Consider the following 17,397-nt stretch of genomic DNA (forward strand, 5'->3'; position numbering starts at 1 on the left):
GCAATACCCAATCCGGGGATGCCTCCGGACTGCGCAGCCCCGTATCACCGGCAGCCGGATACTGCTCGATCCGGAAGTTGGGGCGGTCACTCGCGGGGGAGCAGGGTGCCCAGTGGGCCGAGGTCGATATTCAGGTCCTCCGGGGTGAGGCCGAAATGGTCGCGGAGTTCGCCCATCCGTTCCTCCAGCAGCATCAGCGTGGTACCGATCCGCTCGATCCGGTCCTCGCTCAGATCGCCTTCGTCGACTCGTCGCAGGGCCTGCCGTTCCATCAGCTGCCGTAACAGTTCCACCAGGGTGAGGACGAGGGTGACGAGACCGCGTTCCACCGACTCCGGATCGGCATCGATACGCGGCGGGATCCCCTCGAATTCATTCATCCGCCGGCTCCAGCACATCACGCGGGGCGGGTTCCAGCGCGGGACCCGACAGCGCTTTGATGGAGGAGATGAGGGCGCGCAGCGAGATCTGCACCAGATCGACGTCGGCGATGGAGAGGCGGATATCCCCGGAGATCACCACCCCGCCGGCCAGCACGCGGTCCAGCAGATCGATGAGTGCGACGCGGCGTTCGCTGTCGGGCCGGGTCATGAGGTCGCCCTGTCCACGCCCGCGAATGAGTACGGGGGCCACGGGCCGGTGAGTTCGAGCCGGATACCGGGGACGGCCCGGTCGAGTTCGGCGACCGCAGCGGCGAATTCGCCTGCCCCGGCGTCGTCGACGAGGTAGGTGCCGTTGAGGACCAGCCAGTCCCGCCGGCCGTGCAGCACCGGATCGGTCAGCGGCTGGCAGCGGCCCGCGGCCGCGCGGCGCACCAGCTGCTCGTGGATTCCTTCGGCCCGCGTCGCGGCGTCGCGTTCCACGGTTTCCTGCGCCGACAGCTGTGCGCGGCGCCGGGCCAGATAGGCCGTGCCCTTGCCGCCGCCGGTGCCCCCGGTATCCGCTCCGGCCACCGCGGCGGTGAGAGCCGCGCGGTCGCAGTACGCCTTCACACCCCATTCGGTCCGGCCGCTCACCAGTGTCAGCGCCGATTCGAAATCGGCATGCCGCTGCTCGAGCATTCGTACGACGCCGTTGTCGTCGAGGAAAACGGTGGCCAGGCGTAACGGGATCACGGGGCCGCGCCGCTGCAGTGCGGAGATCACGGCATCGTGGGCGCGGGCGGTGGCTTCCAGCCAGTCGAGATCTTCGAGGTTGTGACGCAGCGGCAGATCGCCGAACACCGCGAGCGGCACCGAGCCCACGACCGCGGTCAGTTCCCCCGATCGGACGAATCGCGACGGCTCGCCCGCCACACCGGTGAGGTCATCCGGTTCGACGGCGCCGGCTGCCGTGCGCGTCACCGCGTACAGCCACACGCCGAGATCATCGGTCACGGTCCTGCTCCTCGAGTTCGCGGCTGCGTTCCAGGGCTGCGCGGTGCTCGGTCCGGGCCTCCAATTCGGCGATACGGTCGCGCAGTTTGCGGTTCTCGAGCTCGAGGTCGTTGTCCTGCCGTTCGAGGGTGCGGGCTTTGCTGTTCAGCCACGGATCGGTTTCCCACCAGTCGATACCCACGGCCTTCGCCGTTTCCAGCGAGGCCACGACCAACCGGAGTTTGATGGTGAGCAGCTCGATATCGAGCAGATTCACCTGTATATCGCCGGCGATCACCAGGCCCTTGTCGAGAACGCGCTCGAGGATATCGCCGAGATTCGACGACTGATGACCGCCACCGTACGGCTGCGGTACCGACGATCCGCCACCCACGACAGTCATCGCATTCCCCGTCCGCCGATATCCGCGCTGCCCCGGGCATAGCGCCGGGTTCTGCGGTAGGCCAGCAGGTTTCCGTCGGGGTCGATCTCCACCTCGTAGAGCGCCAGCATATCGGCGGAGGAGGGGATGCGACGGTCCTCGACCACCTCGACCTCCACCAGCCACCCGGCCTCGGTCGGTTCGGTGGAGGTGGCACCGAGGATCTGTTTCGACATCAGCTCGCTCAACTGATCCATCGCCGTCGCCCCGGCCTGCGCCGCAGTGACCGGGGGTGGCGCCGATTCGGCCTCGTTCACTGGAATCACTCCTTCGAGCCGGTGGGCGTCGAATCGTCCGGTCGCGGGAGCATCCGGTTCAGCACCTGCTGCTGGGCCTGCCGGTACTCCTGCTCCGACAGCCGGCCCGCGGCCACCGCCTCGTCGAGTTCGTCGAGTTCGCGCCGGATATCCGCCGGATCGTGCATTTGCTGTTCGACCTGGTCCTGGATCAGCTCGCCCAGCCACACGACACCCCGCACCGGTGCCAGCGGCAACGACAGCAGCGATATCAGCAAGCCCATGGGTCAGCCCTCGGGTTCTCGTTTCATCACGAAGTCGTAGGCCGCCATCGGGCCCAGCAGGCCGAGCCGGATACGGCCGTTCCATTGCTCGGTGAGCCCGGCCAGCGCCTCCTCCAGTTCGCCTCGCTGAGACAGGTCGACGAGGACCGCGAGGTGGACCGCATCCTGATCGTGGGTCGGTGGCCGTTCCCCGACGGCCGGCCGGACCGAGGCGAGTACGTCGACGGCAAGGCGGGTGTCCGCCGCGCGTTTATCCGCGATCGAGCGGTAGATGATCTCGCCCAGTGCCATTCGAGCGTCGCGGGTGACTTCCTCCGGGGCGCTGCGGATCTGCTCGCGCAGCCGAGCGGCCTCGGCGTTCTCGTCGAGGACTTCGCGAAGGATCGCCTGCTCCACATAGCGCCCTTTGACCACGAACTGAGCCTTCCCCTCCAGCTCGTGCAGCGCTGCCCGGAACTCGTCGTGGTTGGGTTGCAAGAGTTCCCGCTCCACTGCTTGCGCATCGGACATCACTGCTCCGAACCGAAGCGGCAGCACCGGCGCGACGGCCGCCGAACCGTCCAGCAGTTCCGAGTGGGCGGTCAGGTCCTGCGGGGTGCCGAGCGGACGGTCCGGTACATCGCTGACGAGGGCGCCGATTTCGCCGAACCGCACCACCGTGATCTCTTTCGGCGGATCGCCGATACCCGTGGCCCGTGCTTCGGGCTCCACATCCGCGGGCACGATGCCGTAGACGTAGACGGCGTGGTTCTCGCCGTGGTCCGCTCCATGAGCGCTGCCGGCCGGGTCGGTGGTCATCGGTCCTGCTCGTCTCCCGAGGCCGGATGCCCTTGTGTGCGGGCCTGCCCGACATCGTCGAAGAAGTTCACGACCTTTTCGCCCGCCGCTTCGAGCGCCCCCTTGGTCTTGCGTTCGGCCCCGCCCTCGGTGATATCGCCGACCAGGCCCGGCAGGCCCGTCGGCTCACTGCTGGAGATTTCGAGCCGATTCACGGCTTCGGCAAAACGCAGATAGGTATCGACGCTCGCCACCACGATCCTTGCGTCGATGGTCAGCAATTCGATCCCGACCAGTGATACGCGGACGAACGCGTCGATGACCAGCCCCTTGTCGAGAATGGTGTCGACGACATCGGCCAGGCTCGACGAATTCGGCCGGGCCGTCATACCGCCGCCCGTGCCACCGGCGGGTTCGACCGTCATTGCCTCGCCCCTCGACTCGTGGCCGGACGGGCTTCGCCTGTGGACTTGCGCCGAGGTGGGGAACTGCGGCGCCGACTGGACTTCCCTGCCGGTTGCGGGCCCCGTTCGTCCTTTTCGGGGCTATCGTCCTCTGGTAGTTCGTCGTCGCGCGGTTCCTCGTCGAGTGGTTCGTCGTCGAGTGGTTCGTCGTCGGTGGTTTCCTCGTCCTCGTCCGGGCTGCTGCCGGTCTCCGCGGTCTCGGCCGCGTGATCGTCGGGTTCACGCCGGCGGGCGGTCTCGTCGTCCTCGACGACCTCTTGATCGCGGATCTCGCCGTGCCAGCCCACGATGTCCTCCGCGTGCAGCACGCTGTCGGTCATCACCTGCCGCTGAAAATGCTTCAGTTCGAGCCGGGCCCGCCGGCCGGCCGCCCGCCAGAGGTTGCCGGTCTTCTCGACGAACCCAGCGGGATGGTATTCGAGCACCACGATGATGCGGGTGAGGTCCGGGGTGAGCTCATGGAAGGTCACCGCGCCGTCGATATAGCCCTTCCCGCCCTTCGAACGCCAGACGATCCGCTGGAACGGCACCTGTTCGACAATCGTGGACTGCCAGGTTCGTTTGGACCAGAAGACCTTGCCGGACCAGTCGAGCTTCTCGTCGGAGACCTGGTCGACGGTTTCGACCTTCTTCATGAACTTCGGGAAGTCGGCGAACTGGGTCCACTGGTCGTAGGCGAGGTCGACCGGGACGCCCACGTCGATATGTTCGACGATATTCGTCAGCTTCAGCTTCTTTCCGCCGGAGCCCTTTCCTTTACCCCCGGTCAAGGCTTCCTTGGCGTCCGCGAACTTCCCCTTGACGGTGTGCCCGATCTTGTCCGCACCGGCGCTGAGCGCCGCCGAGAGCGGCGATTTTCCCTCCGCGAGTTTCTGGGCGCCGGTCACCGCGGACAGCAAGGATCCGCCCTCGCCCTGTCCGACCTGGGTGAGCCGCTCGGTTGTTCCGGACAGCCGGTCCGTGACTCCGGAGACGGCACGCTCGGTGATCGTGGTGGCGAGTTGCTGTAGCGAGTTCTGTAGCTGTCCCGGTGGTGCTTTCGTGTCCATGGGATTCACCGCCTCGTACGGCGGACGGGCGCGTTTTCGGTGGCAGATTCGCCGGCGTCGGCCCGGCGGCGGGATGTGGCCGCCGCGGCTGCCCGGGCCGGGGTCCGTACGCGGCGCTCGCCGGTTCGCGCACGGGAGGCCGCCGATCGTGTGCGGGCGGAGGTCCTGCGCTTCGGCGGGGGTTCGGCTGCCTCGTCATCGCCGGCCGTCTCGTCGCCGTCATCGTCGACCGGTTCGCCAGTGTCGCCGGCGTCCTCGTCCGGGATCGCGTCGCCGAGCTCTGCGCCGATGTCTCCATGATGTTGCAGGCGGGCATTCAGCGAATCTATGCGGTTGCTCGCGGCCGCAACCGCGGCGGACCTGGCGGCTTCGAGCAGTTCACCACGAACCGTTTCGGTTATTTTCGCGAGTTCCGGTGAAGAGCCGACTGCCGAGGTCGTCCGTTCCAGTAATGCCTGTGGTCCGCCCCGCCCGCTCAATCCGACCCCGGCGAGCATCAACGCAAACTTCATCTTGCGCGTCCGGCCCAGGACATATCCGATCCCGACCGCCCCGGCCATCCGCATTCCACATTTCATGGTCACTCCTCGTCCGGCACTCACTCCTCGTTCGGCATCGCCCGCGCACGAGCGGTGGGGTGCGGCCATAGCCAGTGAAGAAGAAATGTGGTTCAGGCCACATGTAGGTCTCTATGGCCGACCGTACGCCGTTTACCGGGCAGACGTAACCCCGGTAAACGTCCCCTGACAGGCGCCGGGCCCGGCTATTTCCTGCCGCCGCTTGAGTATGCCGTTACGGCACAGGTTTCACTGGAGACATCGCACAGTCCGCACAGCCGGGAGGACGGAACATGATCGACCACAAGGACCTTCGCGCAGCAGCCGAGCCCACCGGTCCCGAGCCCGCCGCCGACAGGACTGCCGTACCGCCGACATTGCTCGATCAGATGGGCGGGCCCATGGGCTTCGTCTACTCGACCGTCCCGGTGGTCGTGTTCGTAGCGGTGAACGCGGTCCTGCCGCTGGCGGCGACAGTCGGGGTATCGGTCGCGGTCGCGGTCGCGCTCACCGGGTTCCGGTTGCTGCGCGGAGAGCGGTTCTCCTCGGCGGTCGGCGGGTTGCTCGGCATCGCGGCCGCCGTGGGTATCGTGCTGTGGACCGGGTCGGCGAAGGACTTCTTCGTCATCGGGATCTGGGCGGCGGCCGCGGGGTTCGTGATTGCGTCCGCCTCACTGCTGGTACGCCGCCCGCTGACCGGTGTCGTCTGGAATCTCGTCCACGGTGGTAAGCATCCGTGGCGCGACGACGCGGTCGCGCTGCGGGCGCACGATATCGCCACCGCGGCGGCGGCGCTCGTCTTCGGCACCCGATTCGTGGTGAAGGAATGGCTGTATCTGGCCGATTCCACCACCTGGCTCGCCGTCGCGAAGATCGTGCTGGGAACGCCGTTGACGGTGCTGGCCGCGCTCGTCGTCGTCTGGGCATTCCGGCGCACTACGAAACGTTTCATCGTGCAGCCCTGACCGCCCGCTGCCCTGACCGCCCGCTGCATGGACCGCGCAGCCTCCGCGCAGCAGGGGTCCGCACAGTGCCCGCCGGCGTGCAGCATCGGGTCCACCCGGCGCCGAGCCCGCACAGCGTCGGGTGCTCTACCGGTTACCGCCGCGTGTCACCGGGACCGTCAGGTGACCGCGTCGAGCCATCCGGTGTCGATACCAGGCCGGTTCGCGTAGGCCGCGGCGGCAGCTTGCAGGATCAGGGCGGCGGCCGCCGCGCCCGGGTCCACAACGCCCCGGGCCACCTCGCCCACGTAGCTGGCCCGGCCGCGCTTGGCCACCAGCGACGCGGTGCCGGCCGCACCTTTCACTGCGGCGTCGGCGGTGGCGTCGAGCGCTTCGCCGGGGTCACCGGCCGCGTCGACCCGGGCGGCGAGGGTTTCGGCTGCCGGGGCCAACGCGTCGACCATCGTCTTGTGCCCGACCTCGGCATTTCCGTACCGCTGCACCGTGGCGAGCCCGGCACTCAGGCCCCGGGAGAAGTCCGCCGGGCTGGGTTCCGGATCGCTTGTGCAGCGGGCGAGTTCGCGGAAGAACATGCCGAACAGCGGGCCGCTCGTTCCTCCGGTGCCGAGGAATCCCCGGGAGACCGCGGTCAGCCACGCCGTATAGGAAGTGGGCAATTCGGTAGCGATATCGGTGCGCGCCCGGCGCAGGGCGGCAGCGATATTGGCGCCGAAATCGCCGTCACCGGCGCGGCGATCCAGATCCGCGAGGGTCTCGGTGTGGTCGAGGAAGGCCGCGAACATCGTGTTCACCCAGCGTTCGCCGAATCCGGCGGGCAATGCTGCGTCGTTCATGAGCGGGCTCCTTCACCAAGTCAGGGCCGGGGTGCGCACGGGCGCGTCCCACAGTGGAAGCAGATCGGCATCGGCGGGCAGCAGGGTGACCGAGACCCCGACCATATCGAGCGAGGTCACATAGCTGCCGGCGAGCGAACGGGCGACGGTGATGCCCTGCCCGGCGAGCCGGTGGTGCACCGCACGGGCCGCGATCGACAGTTCGATGGGGTAGGCACCGCCGAGACCGTTCACGATCGCGATCACCGCGGACCCGCGCGTGCAGCCCAGTTCGGCGGCCAGCGGGTCGACGAGCCGGGCGATCAGCGTATCCGCGTCCGCGAACGGGATCCGGCCGGTGCCGCGTTCGCCGTGGATTCCCACGCCCAGTTCGACTTCGGCGGTATCGAGCGTGAACGCGGGATTCGTCTCCCCGGGGTGAGTGCCCGCACTCAGCGCGAAACTCAGGGTGCGCGCATTACGTGCGACACGGCGGCCGAGCTCGGCGACCGTGTGCAGATCCGCACCCGCTTCCGCGCTCGCCCCGCAGATCTTCTCGACGGCGAGAACGGCCGCGGTGCCGCGGCGGCCCGGACCGTCATCGCTCTGGGTGGCCAGATCGTCGTCCACCAGCACGGTTTCGGTCGCGACCGCGTTATCGTCGCCGGCGAGTTCACCGGCGATCCGGAAGTTGAGCACATCGCCTGTGTAGTTCTTCACGATCTGAACGACACCCCGCCCGGAATCGGCCGCGACGGTGCCCTCGTGCACCTGCAACGCGGTCGGGCTGGCGAAGACTGCACCCGGTACGGCCACGTCCAGCATGCCGCTGCCGACGAAACCGGCGTGCAGCGGTTCGTGCCCGGACCCACCACCGGATACGAGTCCGACCTTGTTGCGCGCCGGCGTGGCCCGGGTGACGAGGCCGCGTTCGCGGTCGTAGGCGATGAGCGTGGGATTGGTCAACGCGAGCCCGTCGAGCGCCTCGTCGGGAGCGTTCTCGGGCAGGTTGAGAATCTGTCGGCGCACAGTGCTCCTTCGGATCGGCTCCGACCGATGTTAGTGCGCTGTCGGATCGGGCGGGCCTGCTCGATCTCGGCCCCTTGTCGAGTTGAGCGCCCAGCGGTGATGCCGACGGTACGGGGCCGGTGGCTGCGGGGCGGGGCGGGTATCCGCCGGTCGTCGAACGCGATGGGGCGCAGGACGGCCATGTCCGCAGCGGATGCTCACCACGATCATCATCTGCGGGTGGCGACCGGGATCGGTCCGGCCGCGGTCGGCCGCTTTCAGGCAGGGAAAGGCGGTGACGGCGGGAACGTCACCGGCAGTGTGGTCAGCGACCGGTGGAACGGGCCGGGCCGCCAGTCCGGGCCGTCGGGCAGCGCCGCTTCCATCTCCGGTAGGGCGTCGAGCAGCTGATCGATCGCCTCCTGGGCCACCAGGTAGGCCGGGGTCTGCGCGGGGCAACTGCGCTGGCCCAGCCCCCAGGACAGGTGGGAGCGGTTTCCGCGGTGATCGTCGGACCGGATCGCCGGGTCGTGGTTGCAGGCCGCGATACTGATGACCACCGGCTGGTGGGCGGGTAGCCAGACGTCCTCGATCAGGATCGGCTGCCGCGGATAGGTGATGAGGAAGTTCGCCATCGGCGGGTTGTCGAACAGCACCTCGTCGAGGGCGTCCCGGGTGGACATGCTGCCGCCCAGCACGCTGCCGCCGAAACGGTCCTCGGTGAGGATCAGCAGCAGGGTGTTGGCGATCAGGTTCTGCTGGAGTTCGATCACCGCGCCGTACAGGCCGGCCAGCTGGTGCACCATCTCTTCTTCGTCGAGCCGCGCTTCGTGCTGGAGTAGTCGCGTGGTCACATCGTTGCCGGGGTTCGAGCGTTTGTAGGCGACCAGTTCGGCCAGAGCCTCATTGATCATCCGGTTGGCCTCGTCGGCGTCGACGCCTTCGAACATGGCGGCCATCCCGGCGGATACCCGCTGCCCGGTCTCCGGCGGGCAGCCGAGCAACGTATTGCAGACCCCGAATGTCAGCGGGAACGCGTACTGAAGGAGTAGATCGGCGCTACCCGTTTCGCAGAAGGAGTTGATCAGCGGGGTCGCGAGGTCGGACACCGCCGCGCGCAGTCCGTGCAGATCCACATCCGTCAGCGCCGTGAGATTGGCCGACCGGTAGCGGCGGAATGCCTCGCCGGTGCTGCGGGCGGGGACGGGCCGCCACTGCATGATCGGCAGGACCGGGCAGTCGGCGGGCATATCCTTCTGCCAGGTGCGCGGATCGGCCGGGAAATGTTCGTGATCGTTGAGGACGCGCACCGCTGTCGCGTGTTCGATCACCAGTGTCGCGGGGACATCGGGAGCCAGATCGACCGGCACCATCGACCGGTGCGCGCGCCGCATCTGCTCGTACGCCCGGTGCGGGTTCTCGGCGAACTCGGGCGCGTACAGCGGGAACCGGGGGCCACCGTCGGTGACCGGGGAACCGTGTCCGGAGAGGGCGGGCGCGTCGTACTGTCGGGTTGTCAAAGAGGCTCCATACTGTGTCGCACTGTGGGCCGAGGTCTCCCGGGTCCCGGCGCCGGAGTGGAACACTACGCGAATGATGCACATATTGTGTTGTGGCTCAGCCGTTTTACCGAAAATGTCGCATCCACGTCAGAGCCGATCGGAGACGTGGGCCGAGGTGCGCGCGGCCCCGGCGGCGGGCCCGCTTGCCGTCATTGTGGTCTGCCCGTCTCGAGGTCGACAATAGGACGGTCCGGTAGCGATCTGGCCGGGTGTTTCGACAACCGCACGGACGGCCGCGAGAGTTTTCTCCGGAGGGCGCGACATGCCGTGAAATCTGCAGTTCCGACATGAGGAGCAGACGATGACGCAGTCCGCAACGGGAGACCTGAAAACCAAGCACAGAGCTATCTGGGCGTCCGGTGATTACTCCCGGGTCGCCGACGACGTGATCCCCGGACTGGGTGCCCGCCTCGTTCGCGCCACACCGATCGGGCCGGGCACCAAGGTGCTCGATATCGCGGCCGGAACGGGGAACGCCGCCATACCGGCCGCCGCCACCGGCGCCGAGGTGGTGGCCGCTGACCTGACCCCCGAGTTGTTCGAGGCCGGTCGCCGCAAGGCTGCGGCGGCCGGGGTGCAGCTGCGCTGGGAACAGGCGGACGCGGAAGCCCTGCCTTACGCCGACGGCGAATTCGATGTGGTGATCTCGTGTGTGGGGATCATGTTCGCGCCGTTCCACCGTGCCGCCGCCGACGAACTGGTCAGAGTTACCAGAAGCGGTGGCTCGATCGGTCTGGTGAACTGGACGCCGGCCGGGTTCATCGGACAGATGTTCGCCGCCATGAAACCGTTCGCCCCGCCGCCGCCCGCCGGGGCGCAACCGCCGCCGCTGTGGGGGGCGCAGGAGCACGTCACCGCGCTGCTCGGTGACCGGGTCGGCGGGCTGGAAATGCGACGTGAGCACGCGGTCGTCGACTGCTTCGCCGACGCCGACGCCTTCCGTACCTTCTTCGAAACCAACTACGGTCCCACTATCGCGGTCTACAAGTCCTTGGCCGGTGATCCGGAACGCACCGGGCAACTGGACCGTGAACTCACCGATCTCGCGGCCGCGTACGATCTCGGCGGCGGCCGGATGGAATGGGAGTATCTGCTGGTCACAGCGCAGCGGAACTGATGCGCACAGCGCAGCGGAACTGATATGCACAGCGCGGCCGGCCCGGTGGGGGCCGCCCGGTGGATATGAGCGGGGCCGGTGCGGGGATTTTCCCGGGTGCCGCCGGCGTTGTACCGGGGGCTCATAATGTGGGGGACGAAGGAGGAAGCGTGACCGAAACGCGGAAGGCGATCCTGGCCGGTGGGTGCTTCTGGGGTATGCAGGAGCTGATCCGTAGGCAACCGGGGATCCTCGGCACCCGGGTCGGGTACACCGGTGGACACAACGATCGCCCCACCTACCGCAACCATCCCGGCCACGCCGAGGCAGTGGAGATCGTCTACGACCCGGCGCAGACCGACTACCGGGCGCTGCTGGAATTCTTCTTCCAGATCCACGACCCGACAACGAAGGATCGTCAGGGCAACGATATCGGCACCAGCTACCGCTCCGAGATCTTCTATCTCGACGATGAGCAGAAGCGGGTCGCGCTCGAAACGATCGTCGATGTCGAGGATTCCGGGCTGTGGCCGGGCAAGGTTGTCACCGAGATATCACCGGCGGTCGAGTTCTGGGAGGCCGAACCCGAGCATCAGGACTACCTGCAGACTTTCCCCAACGGGTACACCTGTCATTTCCCGCGGCCCGGCTGGAAACTGCCGCGGCGGACCTCGGCGTAGGTGGGATCCGAGTTCTGGTGCCCGACCGGCCGATCCGCTGGTGTCCCGTGGAGTCGCGGGGGTAAGGACGCGCTGAGTAGTCTCGGGCGGGTGAGTAGGTGGACGCGCCGTAGATTCCGCAGAATCGGCCGGATCGATCGTGCGGTGGGCGATACGGTGGCGGGGTTGCCTGCCTCGAAAGCCGATGCGGGTCTATTGCGCCTCACCTCGGGCGCCGATCACGGTGTCCTGTGGATGGCCTGCGCGGCGTTGCTGGCTTCCCGGAGCGGGTCGCCACGGCGGGCTGCGGCGCGCGGGATCGCCTCGGTGGCCGGCGCCAGCTTCGTGACGAACGTGGTACTCAAATCCGTTTTCGCGCGCCGCCGGCCGGCCGCCGAACTGATGCCTGCGCATCGGCGGCTGGTACCGGCGCCGACCTCCTCGTCGTTTCCCTCCGGGCACAGCGCCAGCGCGGCCGCGTTCGCCACGGCGGTGGCGATGGAGAGCCCGCGTACCGCGCTGCTGGTGGCGCCGGTGGCGGCCGCCGTCGCCTATTCGCGGGTGCACACCGGTGTGCACTGGGGGTCGGATGTGCTGGTCGGCGCGGCTGTCGGTTCCGGGATCGCCTTGGCCACCCGGCGCTGGTGGCCGGTGCGCGAATCCGACGAGGCGCAGGCGGGGATCGTCCCCGAAGTACCTGTTCTCGCGGACGGCAAGGGGCTGGTCGTGATGGTCAACCCGGTCTCCGGGGACGCGAACTACGACCCCACCGACGATATCGCCGCCGCCCTGCCCGCGGCGACGGTATTGCGGACCCGCCCGGATATGGATTGCGCCGAGCAGCTGGCACAAGCCGTGGATGCGCAGCAGGAGCCGGTGGCGGCCGTCGGCGTGGCAGGCGGAGACGGCACCGTGGCGGCCGTGGCCGCATACGCGCTGCGCAAGGGCCTACCGCTGGTCGTGATCCCCACCGGCACGCTCAACCATTTCGCCCGCGATCTGGGTGTCTATGATCTGCGCGAAGTGATCGACGCGACCGGTGTCGGCGAGGCCGTGGCGGTCGATATCGCCGCCGTCGAGTACGGGGACGAAAATGAGACCCGCACAAGGAATCTGATCAACACCTTCAGCTTGGGTTCCTACCCGGACCTGGTCCGGTTGCGGGAGAAGTGGCAGAAGCGGTGGGGTAAATGGCCGGCCTTCGCGGCGGCGCTCGTGGTCACCCTGCGCCGCGCCGAACCCATCGAGATCTTCTTGGACGGACGCTGGCAGCGGGTGTGGTTCCTGTTCGTCGGCAACGGTCCCTACCATCCGCACGGCGCGGTGCCCGCGTTCCGGGACCGGCTCGATTCCGGGCTGTTGGATGTGCGCTGGCTGCGCGCCGATCTGCGGTGGTCGCGGACACGCGCGGTGGTCGCGCTGGTATCGGCCGCGATCGGGCACAGCCGGGTGTACGGCGAACGCCAGCTGCCCGAGTTGTATGTGCATCTACCCGAGCCGGAGGCGCTCGCCGCCGACGGTGAGGTGATCGGCAGCGCGACCCATCTGCATTTTTCCGTGGCCGGGCAACTGGCGGTCTACCGCAGGGACGAATCCAATCCGCTCTGGGCGAACCGCAGCCGCCCGCACCACCGTCGCGCCCCGTGGCTGCCGGAGGTGTTCCGGGTTCCGGTGAGCGGCCGGATCGCCCTGGCGCTGCGCGGTTCCGGCCGGGTGTAGCGCGCCGCGCCGGATTTCGTCGTCCCCGGGGGGAGCGTGCCCCGGTGCCGATCAACTCGCCCGAGGTGGCCGGGCGGGAGCGGTCGGCGACCGCACCGGAAGCAGCCGGGTGATCAGGAGCGCAGCCACCGCGAGCAGTGCGGTGACGGCGAAGGTGGTGTGCAGGGCGTTCAGCCGCGCATCGGAGTTGATGGTGACCACGGCGTCGGTGGTGGCACCGTCCACACCGGCGGCGCCGAGCGCGGAGCGCAGCTCGGTATCGGACAGGAACGGCACCCCGTCGGCCAGCTCGGTGGCCGCCTGCTGCTGCACCGTGGCGGGAATCTGCGGGTTGTTCTCGATGCCGTCGGTGACCGACGTTGTCAGTGTCGCGATCAGCACAGAGCCGATGAGCGCGGTGCCCAGCGAGGCGCCGAGATAGCTCGCGGTGTTCTGCAGGCCACCCACTTCGGCGCTGCGGGATTCGGGCACTGCCGAGACCGTGATCGCGCCGAGCTGTGCGGCCAATGCGCCCAAACCTGCGCCCATCAGCAACATCGGGACGGCGACGACCCGCGCGTCTGCCCCGGGGTCCATACCGGCCGCGAGCAACAGAATGCCGAGGATCATCGAGGCCAGTCCCAGCCGGACCACTCGGCGGGGGCTCGCACGCGGAGCGAATTTCGGAATCCCCACCGCGGTGACGATCAATGCCACCGAGAGTGGGAGCAGACGCGCCCCCGTGCCGAGTGCGCTGAGTTGGAGAACGACGGAGAGGAACAGAGGAACGGCGAAGAAGACGCCGGCCTGCACACAGAACTGGGCGAAGAACATCCCGAGCCCGCCGGTGAGTTGCCGGTTGCCCAGCAGCGCGGGGTCGAAAAGCGGTTCGTGTCCACCCCGGATCCGAATCGCGAGCCATTCCCGCAGCAGATACAGCAGGACCAGTCCGCCGAGCAGTAGCCAGATCACCGGAGAGAGACCGAATATCGCCGGGGCGCCGGGCTTTTCCTGTATCCAGCCCCATTCGCTGGAGCGGAGCACGCCGTACACGATCGAGCCGAGTCCACCCACCGACAGGACCGAACCCACGAGATCGAGCCGGGCTCGCTCGGTGGGGCTGTCGGTCATCCGGCGGAGGAACAGCATGATCACCACGACCACGACCACCTCGCCGAAGAACACCAGCCGCCAGGAGGCGTAGGTGGTCACGGCGCCGCCCAGCAGCGGCCCGACCGCCACCGCTGCGGCTCCCGCGGCGGCGACCATTCCGTAGGCGGCAGTACGGCGCTCGGCCGCGATATTCGCGGCGACCAGGGACACGATCGCCGGCATGATCAGTGCGGCGCCGATCCCTTCCAGAAGCGACCAGCCCAGCAGGAGAACCCCGAGGTTCGGTGCCAGACCGGTGACGAAAGACCCCACGCCGTACACGATCAGGCCGATACCGAACACCCGCCGCCGGCCGACGATTGCGCCGATCTTGCCGCCGGTGATCATCAGCGATGCCATCACAAGGGTGTAGAGCGTAATGGCGGTTTGAATACCGGTAATGGTGGTGCCCAGGTCCCGTGCCACCGTCGCCATCGACACGTTCATCACCGAACTGTCGAGCGTCATCAGGAACTGTCCGGCGCACAGCACAGCGAGGACCAGCCCGGAACCGGGCCGGGTCTCCGGCCGGGCCCCGGGCTCGTTGCTCGTCGGCGGCTTCATCGCATCGAGCCGGGTACGGGCGGCCTACCGGCCGTCGAAATCGAACATCCACGCAATGGAGAACCGGTCGGTCAGCATTCCGAACAGTTCGGTCCATTCCGTCTTCGCCAGGTGCATATCGACGGTGCCACCGACGGCGAGGGCGTCGAACAGCCGCTGTGCCTCGTCCTGATCGCTGAGTTCGAGACATACCGTGAAGTTCGGGCGCGTGGAGACGTCGACGGTCTGTCCGGGCGGGCAGTCCGAGCCCATCAGTATCTGTTCGACACCGTTGAGCGGCAGCGCCACATGCGCCACCAGGTTCTTGGCTTCGGCGGGCAGGTTCTCGGCTTCGCCCATATCGCCGAAGCGGATCAGCTGCAGGGCGCCGCCGAATACGGACTGATAGAAGGTGAACGCCTCCTCGGCGTTGCCGTTGAACATGAGGTATGGGTTGACGGATTTCATGCGGATCTCCTTCTCGGCTGGAATGCGGATATCGGAGGAACGCCGGGACCGGGCACAGTGCACGGCCTGGGCCGTCACTTCGCCGGCCAGCCTGGGCCGATGACGCACCGGAGGCCCGGTCCACTGCCGAACCTAACGCCCGCCTGCCGATTCCGCAGCAGAACACCCCCATGTATTCCGGTTCGGTACGTACGCCGCGCAGCGGGCTCGCCGAGCTCAGCGGCGATCCGCCCGCAACGCCTTTGACCAGGGCATACTCCTGGCGTACCCAGCGATAGAACCAAGGGGAGGGGCCGAACCCGGCGCGCCGGAGGCACGCCGAGAACCCAGAGGTTTCCATGGCGCTGACACATCCGGCGCATTCGCCGGACAACGATCGGGACCGGGTCGCGGTGAACCCGGTGTTCACGCGGGAACCGCTCGAGCTACCGCGTAACCGGCTACCCGCCGACGAAATCGACAGTGATACCGCCTACCAGATCGTGCACGACGAACTTCTGCTCGACGGTAATGCCCGGCTCAATCTCGCGACCTTCGTCACCACCTGGATGGAACCGGCGGCGCAGACGCTGATGAGTGAGTGTTTCGACAAGAACATGATCGACAAGGACGAATATCCGCGCACCGCGGAGCTCGAGCAGCGATGTGTGCGGGTGCTCGCCGACCTCTGGCATGCCGAGGACCCCGGCCATGCCGTCGGTTGTTCCACCACCGGGTCGAGTGAGGCATGCATGCTCGCCGGGCTGGCGTTGAAACGACGGTGGCAGCAGCGGCGGCGCGCCGCCGGGCAGCCGGTCGACCGGCCCAATCTGGTGATGGGCAGCAATGTCCAGGTGTGCTGGGAGAAGTTCGCCGAGTACTGGGATGTCGAAGCGCGCCTCGTGCCGATGTCGGGGGAGCGGTTTCATCTGACGGCCGACGAGGCGGCGGCGCACTGCGATGACAACACCATCGGAGTGGTCGCGGTCCTCGGTTCCACGTTCGATGGCAGTTACGAACCGGTGGCCGAGATCTGCGCGGCACTGGACAAGCTGCGCGACGAACGCGGCTGGGATATTCCGGTGCATGTGGACGGCGCGTCGGGCGCCATGTTCGCCCCATTTTGTGATCCGGACCTGGAATGGGATTTCCGGCTGGCGCGAGTGGCCTCGATCAACACCTCGGGGCACAAATACGGGCTGGTCTATCCGGGCGTGGGCTGGGTGCTGTGGCGGGACGCCGCGGCGCTGCCGGAGGAACTGGTGTTCCGGGTCAACTACCTGGGTGGTCAGATGCCGACTTTCGCGCTGAACTTCTCCCGGCCCGGCGCGCAGGTGGTGGCGCAGTATTACACCTTCCTGCGGCTGGGCCGTCGTGGTTACGAACGAGTGCAGGGCTACTCCCGGGAAGTAGCCGCGGCGCTAGCCGACCGGATCGCGCAGCTGGGCCCGTTCCGGCTGATCACCGATGGTCGCCAGCTCCCGGTTTTCGCCTTCACACTTGCCCCGGAGGAGACCGGGTACTCGGTGTTCGATGTCTCCGCGGCGTTACGCGAACAGGGCTGGCTGGTACCCGCCTACACCTTCCCGGCAGACCGGCAGGATCTGGCGGTGTTGCGCATCGTGGTCCGCAACGGTTTCAGCCATGACCTGGCGGATCTGCTCGTCGGCGCGTTCGAACGGGCGTTGCCGCGGCTGCGCGCTCAACAGGCGCCGCAGCGGGGCGCGGAATCCGCGTCGTTCTCGCACGGTGCCGATATCGGTGTCCAGGGCGCGAATCCGGCCGGTGGCGGCCACTGAATCCTGACCGGCGGGGTGGGCGCGGAGCCGATCGCCGGCCGCTCCGCGCCCACCCCGCGGGTGTCCGCTGAATGGTGAACCGTTGGGCAGGTCAGAAAGCGCTGCCGGTGCGCGGCAGGAGCCAGGGCAGCGGCAGGCCGTGGCCGAAACCGTTGCCGTGGTTCCAGCCGCGGTTCCAGCCGGGATGGCCGTGACGGTTGCGGTGGCCGCGGTCCCACCCCGCGCCGTGGTTGTGCCGGCCGTTCCAGCTGTGATCGCGCCGACCGTGACCGTGACCGTGACCATGGCGGCCGGGACGACTGACGTCTTCGGCCTCGCTGCTTGCCGTGACCGCCACCGGATCGGCCAGGGCAGGGGCGGCGGTGAGGGCAAGTGGAGCCACCGCGATCACCGCGGTGGCGGCGATACGGGTGACGAAACGTTGGGTGCGTGAACTACGGCGCATGGTTCGGTCCTCTATCGTTTTCCCGCCCGCGGCGGGTGCTGTATGGG

21 protein-coding genes are annotated in these 17,397 nt (G+C 68.0%); 5 read left to right on the plus strand and 16 right to left on the minus strand.

What is annotated here, in order from left to right:
* Positions 1-86: 86 nt before the first annotated feature.
* Genes NS6_RS26035 through NS6_RS26080 form a run of 10 tightly spaced genes read right to left on the minus strand, consistent with a single transcriptional unit; the run spans position 87 to position 5,185 of the window.
* Entirely contained in the window at positions 87-380 is a 294-nt protein-coding gene (locus NS6_RS26035; RefSeq protein WP_068046719.1) for a gas vesicle protein K, read from the minus strand.
* Positions 373-591 (minus strand): gas vesicle protein, encoded by a 219-nt coding sequence (locus NS6_RS26040; protein ID WP_068046721.1) that lies wholly within the window; start codon positions 589-591, stop codon positions 373-375. Before NS6_RS26040 ends, NS6_RS26035 begins: the two co-directional genes overlap by 8 nt.
* On the minus strand, positions 588-1,376 hold the full coding sequence (locus NS6_RS26045; RefSeq protein ID WP_068046722.1) for a GvpL/GvpF family gas vesicle protein: 789 nt from the start codon (positions 1,374-1,376) through the stop codon (positions 588-590). Before NS6_RS26045 ends, NS6_RS26040 begins: the two co-directional genes overlap by 4 nt.
* Positions 1,366-1,758, minus strand: a complete 393-nt coding sequence (gene gvpJ, locus NS6_RS26050; protein ID WP_068046724.1) for a gas vesicle protein GvpJ — start codon at positions 1,756-1,758, stop codon at positions 1,366-1,368. Before gvpJ (NS6_RS26050) ends, NS6_RS26045 begins: the two co-directional genes overlap by 11 nt.
* The gene (gvpO, locus tag NS6_RS26055) at positions 1,755-2,054 is read right to left on the minus strand and encodes a gas vesicle protein GvpO (RefSeq protein WP_084471411.1); all 300 of its coding nucleotides are present in this window, start codon (positions 2,052-2,054) and stop codon (positions 1,755-1,757) included. Before gvpO ends, gvpJ (NS6_RS26050) begins: the two co-directional genes overlap by 4 nt.
* Before the next feature lie 5 nt (positions 2,055-2,059).
* Positions 2,060-2,317, minus strand: a complete 258-nt coding sequence (locus NS6_RS26060) for a gas vesicle protein GvpG (protein ID WP_068046726.1) — start codon at positions 2,315-2,317, stop codon at positions 2,060-2,062.
* 3 nt (positions 2,318-2,320) lie between these two features.
* On the minus strand, positions 2,321-3,115 hold the full coding sequence (locus NS6_RS26065; RefSeq protein ID WP_068046730.1) for a GvpL/GvpF family gas vesicle protein: 795 nt from the start codon (positions 3,113-3,115) through the stop codon (positions 2,321-2,323).
* Positions 3,112-3,519 carry a gas vesicle protein GvpJ gene (gene gvpJ / locus NS6_RS26070; RefSeq protein ID WP_068046733.1) on the minus strand — a complete coding sequence of 136 codons (408 nt, stop codon included), beginning with the start codon at positions 3,517-3,519 and terminating at the stop codon, positions 3,112-3,114. The genes NS6_RS26065 and gvpJ (NS6_RS26070) overlap by 4 nt, the downstream gene beginning before the upstream one ends.
* The gene (locus NS6_RS26075) at positions 3,516-4,607 is read right to left on the minus strand and encodes an SRPBCC family protein (protein WP_084471441.1); all 1,092 of its coding nucleotides are present in this window, start codon (positions 4,605-4,607) and stop codon (positions 3,516-3,518) included. Before NS6_RS26075 ends, gvpJ (NS6_RS26070) begins: the two co-directional genes overlap by 4 nt.
* A 5-nt stretch (positions 4,608-4,612) precedes the next feature.
* A complete protein-coding gene (locus NS6_RS26080) occupies positions 4,613-5,185 on the minus strand; it encodes a hypothetical protein (protein ID WP_068046739.1) in 573 nt (190 codons plus the stop codon).
* A 272-nt stretch (positions 5,186-5,457) separates the two neighbouring features.
* Here NS6_RS26080 and NS6_RS26085 point away from each other — a divergent pair, with 272 nt between their 5' ends.
* Positions 5,458-6,129 carry a DUF3159 domain-containing protein gene (locus NS6_RS26085; RefSeq protein WP_068046741.1) on the plus strand — a complete coding sequence of 224 codons (672 nt, stop codon included), beginning with the start codon at positions 5,458-5,460 and terminating at the stop codon, positions 6,127-6,129.
* A gap of 158 nt (positions 6,130-6,287) precedes the next feature.
* Here the strand turns inward: NS6_RS26085 and dhaL are convergent, their stop codons facing one another.
* The 3 genes from dhaL to NS6_RS26100 form a co-directional block, all read right to left on the minus strand.
* Positions 6,288-6,962 carry a dihydroxyacetone kinase subunit DhaL gene (gene dhaL / locus NS6_RS36040; protein ID WP_068046744.1) on the minus strand — a complete coding sequence of 225 codons (675 nt, stop codon included), beginning with the start codon at positions 6,960-6,962 and terminating at the stop codon, positions 6,288-6,290.
* Between the two features lie 12 nt (positions 6,963-6,974).
* Positions 6,975-7,970 (minus strand): dihydroxyacetone kinase subunit DhaK, encoded by a 996-nt coding sequence (locus tag NS6_RS36045; RefSeq protein ID WP_068046747.1) that lies wholly within the window; start codon positions 7,968-7,970, stop codon positions 6,975-6,977.
* Between the two features lie 257 nt (positions 7,971-8,227).
* A complete protein-coding gene (locus NS6_RS26100; RefSeq protein ID WP_068047032.1) occupies positions 8,228-9,469 on the minus strand; it encodes a cytochrome P450 family protein in 1,242 nt (413 codons plus the stop codon).
* Between the two features lie 343 nt (positions 9,470-9,812).
* On the opposite strand from NS6_RS26100, the gene NS6_RS26105 reads away from it, so the two are divergent.
* The 3 genes from NS6_RS26105 to NS6_RS26115 all read left to right on the plus strand — a co-directional run bounded on the left by NS6_RS26105 (position 9,813) and on the right by NS6_RS26115 (position 12,985).
* Entirely contained in the window at positions 9,813-10,628 is an 816-nt protein-coding gene (locus NS6_RS26105) for a class I SAM-dependent methyltransferase (protein ID WP_068046750.1), read from the plus strand.
* Between the two features lie 197 nt (positions 10,629-10,825).
* Positions 10,826-11,287, plus strand: a complete 462-nt coding sequence (msrA, locus tag NS6_RS26110) for a peptide-methionine (S)-S-oxide reductase MsrA (RefSeq protein ID WP_247610643.1) — start codon at positions 10,826-10,828, stop codon at positions 11,285-11,287.
* Between the two features lie 90 nt (positions 11,288-11,377).
* Positions 11,378-12,985, plus strand: a complete 1,608-nt coding sequence (locus NS6_RS26115) for a bifunctional phosphatase PAP2/diacylglycerol kinase family protein (protein WP_245669514.1) — start codon at positions 11,378-11,380, stop codon at positions 12,983-12,985.
* 51 nt (positions 12,986-13,036) lie between these two features.
* On the opposite strand, the gene NS6_RS26120 is transcribed toward NS6_RS26115, so the two are convergent.
* Both NS6_RS26120 and NS6_RS26125 read right to left on the minus strand, forming a co-directional pair.
* Positions 13,037-14,680, minus strand: a complete 1,644-nt coding sequence (locus NS6_RS26120; protein ID WP_068046756.1) for an MFS transporter — start codon at positions 14,678-14,680, stop codon at positions 13,037-13,039.
* Positions 14,681-14,704: 24 nt separating this feature from the next.
* Complete coding sequence (locus NS6_RS26125; protein ID WP_068047039.1) at positions 14,705-15,127, minus strand: VOC family protein; 423 nt, start codon at positions 15,125-15,127, stop codon at positions 14,705-14,707.
* A gap of 338 nt (positions 15,128-15,465) precedes the next feature.
* Here NS6_RS26125 and gad point away from each other — a divergent pair, with 338 nt between their 5' ends.
* On the plus strand, positions 15,466-16,905 hold the full coding sequence (gene gad, locus NS6_RS26130) for a glutamate decarboxylase (protein ID WP_068046759.1): 1,440 nt from the start codon (positions 15,466-15,468) through the stop codon (positions 16,903-16,905).
* 91 nt (positions 16,906-16,996) lie between these two features.
* Here gad and NS6_RS26135 read toward each other — a convergent pair whose 3' ends face one another.
* Positions 16,997-17,350 (minus strand): hypothetical protein, encoded by a 354-nt coding sequence (locus NS6_RS26135; RefSeq protein WP_068046762.1) that lies wholly within the window; start codon positions 17,348-17,350, stop codon positions 16,997-16,999.
* Positions 17,351-17,397: the final 47 nt, after the last annotated feature.

This window comes from Nocardia speluncae NBRC 108251, from assembly GCF_001613245.1.
Classification (GTDB): Bacteria; Actinomycetota; Actinomycetes; order Mycobacteriales; family Mycobacteriaceae; genus Nocardia; species Nocardia speluncae.

Bases quoted from the DNA above. Each gene is read 5' to 3' on its own strand.
- NS6_RS26035 (WP_068046719.1), bottom strand. From the start codon at position 380: ATGAATGAATTCGAGGGGATCCCGCCGCGTATCGATGCCGATCCGGAG.
- NS6_RS26040 (WP_068046721.1), bottom strand. From the start codon at position 591: ATGACCCGGCCCGACAGCGAACGCCGCGTCGCACTCATCGATCTGCTG.
- gvpJ (WP_068046724.1), bottom strand. From the start codon at position 1,758: ATGACTGTCGTGGGTGGCGGATCGTCGGTACCGCAGCCGTACGGTGGC.
- NS6_RS26060 (WP_068046726.1), bottom strand. From the start codon at position 2,317: ATGGGCTTGCTGATATCGCTGCTGTCGTTGCCGCTGGCACCGGTGCGG.
- NS6_RS26065 (WP_068046730.1), bottom strand. From the start codon at position 3,115: ATGACCACCGACCCGGCCGGCAGCGCTCATGGAGCGGACCACGGCGAG.
- gvpJ (WP_068046733.1), bottom strand. From the start codon at position 3,519: ATGACGGTCGAACCCGCCGGTGGCACGGGCGGCGGTATGACGGCCCGG.
- NS6_RS26075 (WP_084471441.1), bottom strand. From the start codon at position 4,607: ATGGACACGAAAGCACCACCGGGACAGCTACAGAACTCGCTACAGCAA.
- NS6_RS26080 (WP_068046739.1), bottom strand. From the start codon at position 5,185: ATGAAATGTGGAATGCGGATGGCCGGGGCGGTCGGGATCGGATATGTC.
- NS6_RS26085 (WP_068046741.1), top strand. From the start codon at position 5,458: ATGATCGACCACAAGGACCTTCGCGCAGCAGCCGAGCCCACCGGTCCC.
- dhaL (WP_068046744.1), bottom strand. From the start codon at position 6,962: ATGAACGACGCAGCATTGCCCGCCGGATTCGGCGAACGCTGGGTGAAC.
- NS6_RS26105 (WP_068046750.1), top strand. From the start codon at position 9,813: ATGACGCAGTCCGCAACGGGAGACCTGAAAACCAAGCACAGAGCTATC.
- msrA (WP_247610643.1), top strand. From the start codon at position 10,826: ATGCAGGAGCTGATCCGTAGGCAACCGGGGATCCTCGGCACCCGGGTC.
- NS6_RS26120 (WP_068046756.1), bottom strand. From the start codon at position 14,680: ATGAAGCCGCCGACGAGCAACGAGCCCGGGGCCCGGCCGGAGACCCGG.
- NS6_RS26125 (WP_068047039.1), bottom strand. From the start codon at position 15,127: ATGAAATCCGTCAACCCATACCTCATGTTCAACGGCAACGCCGAGGAG.
- gad (WP_068046759.1), top strand. From the start codon at position 15,466: ATGGCGCTGACACATCCGGCGCATTCGCCGGACAACGATCGGGACCGG.
- NS6_RS26135 (WP_068046762.1), bottom strand. From the start codon at position 17,350: ATGCGCCGTAGTTCACGCACCCAACGTTTCGTCACCCGTATCGCCGCC.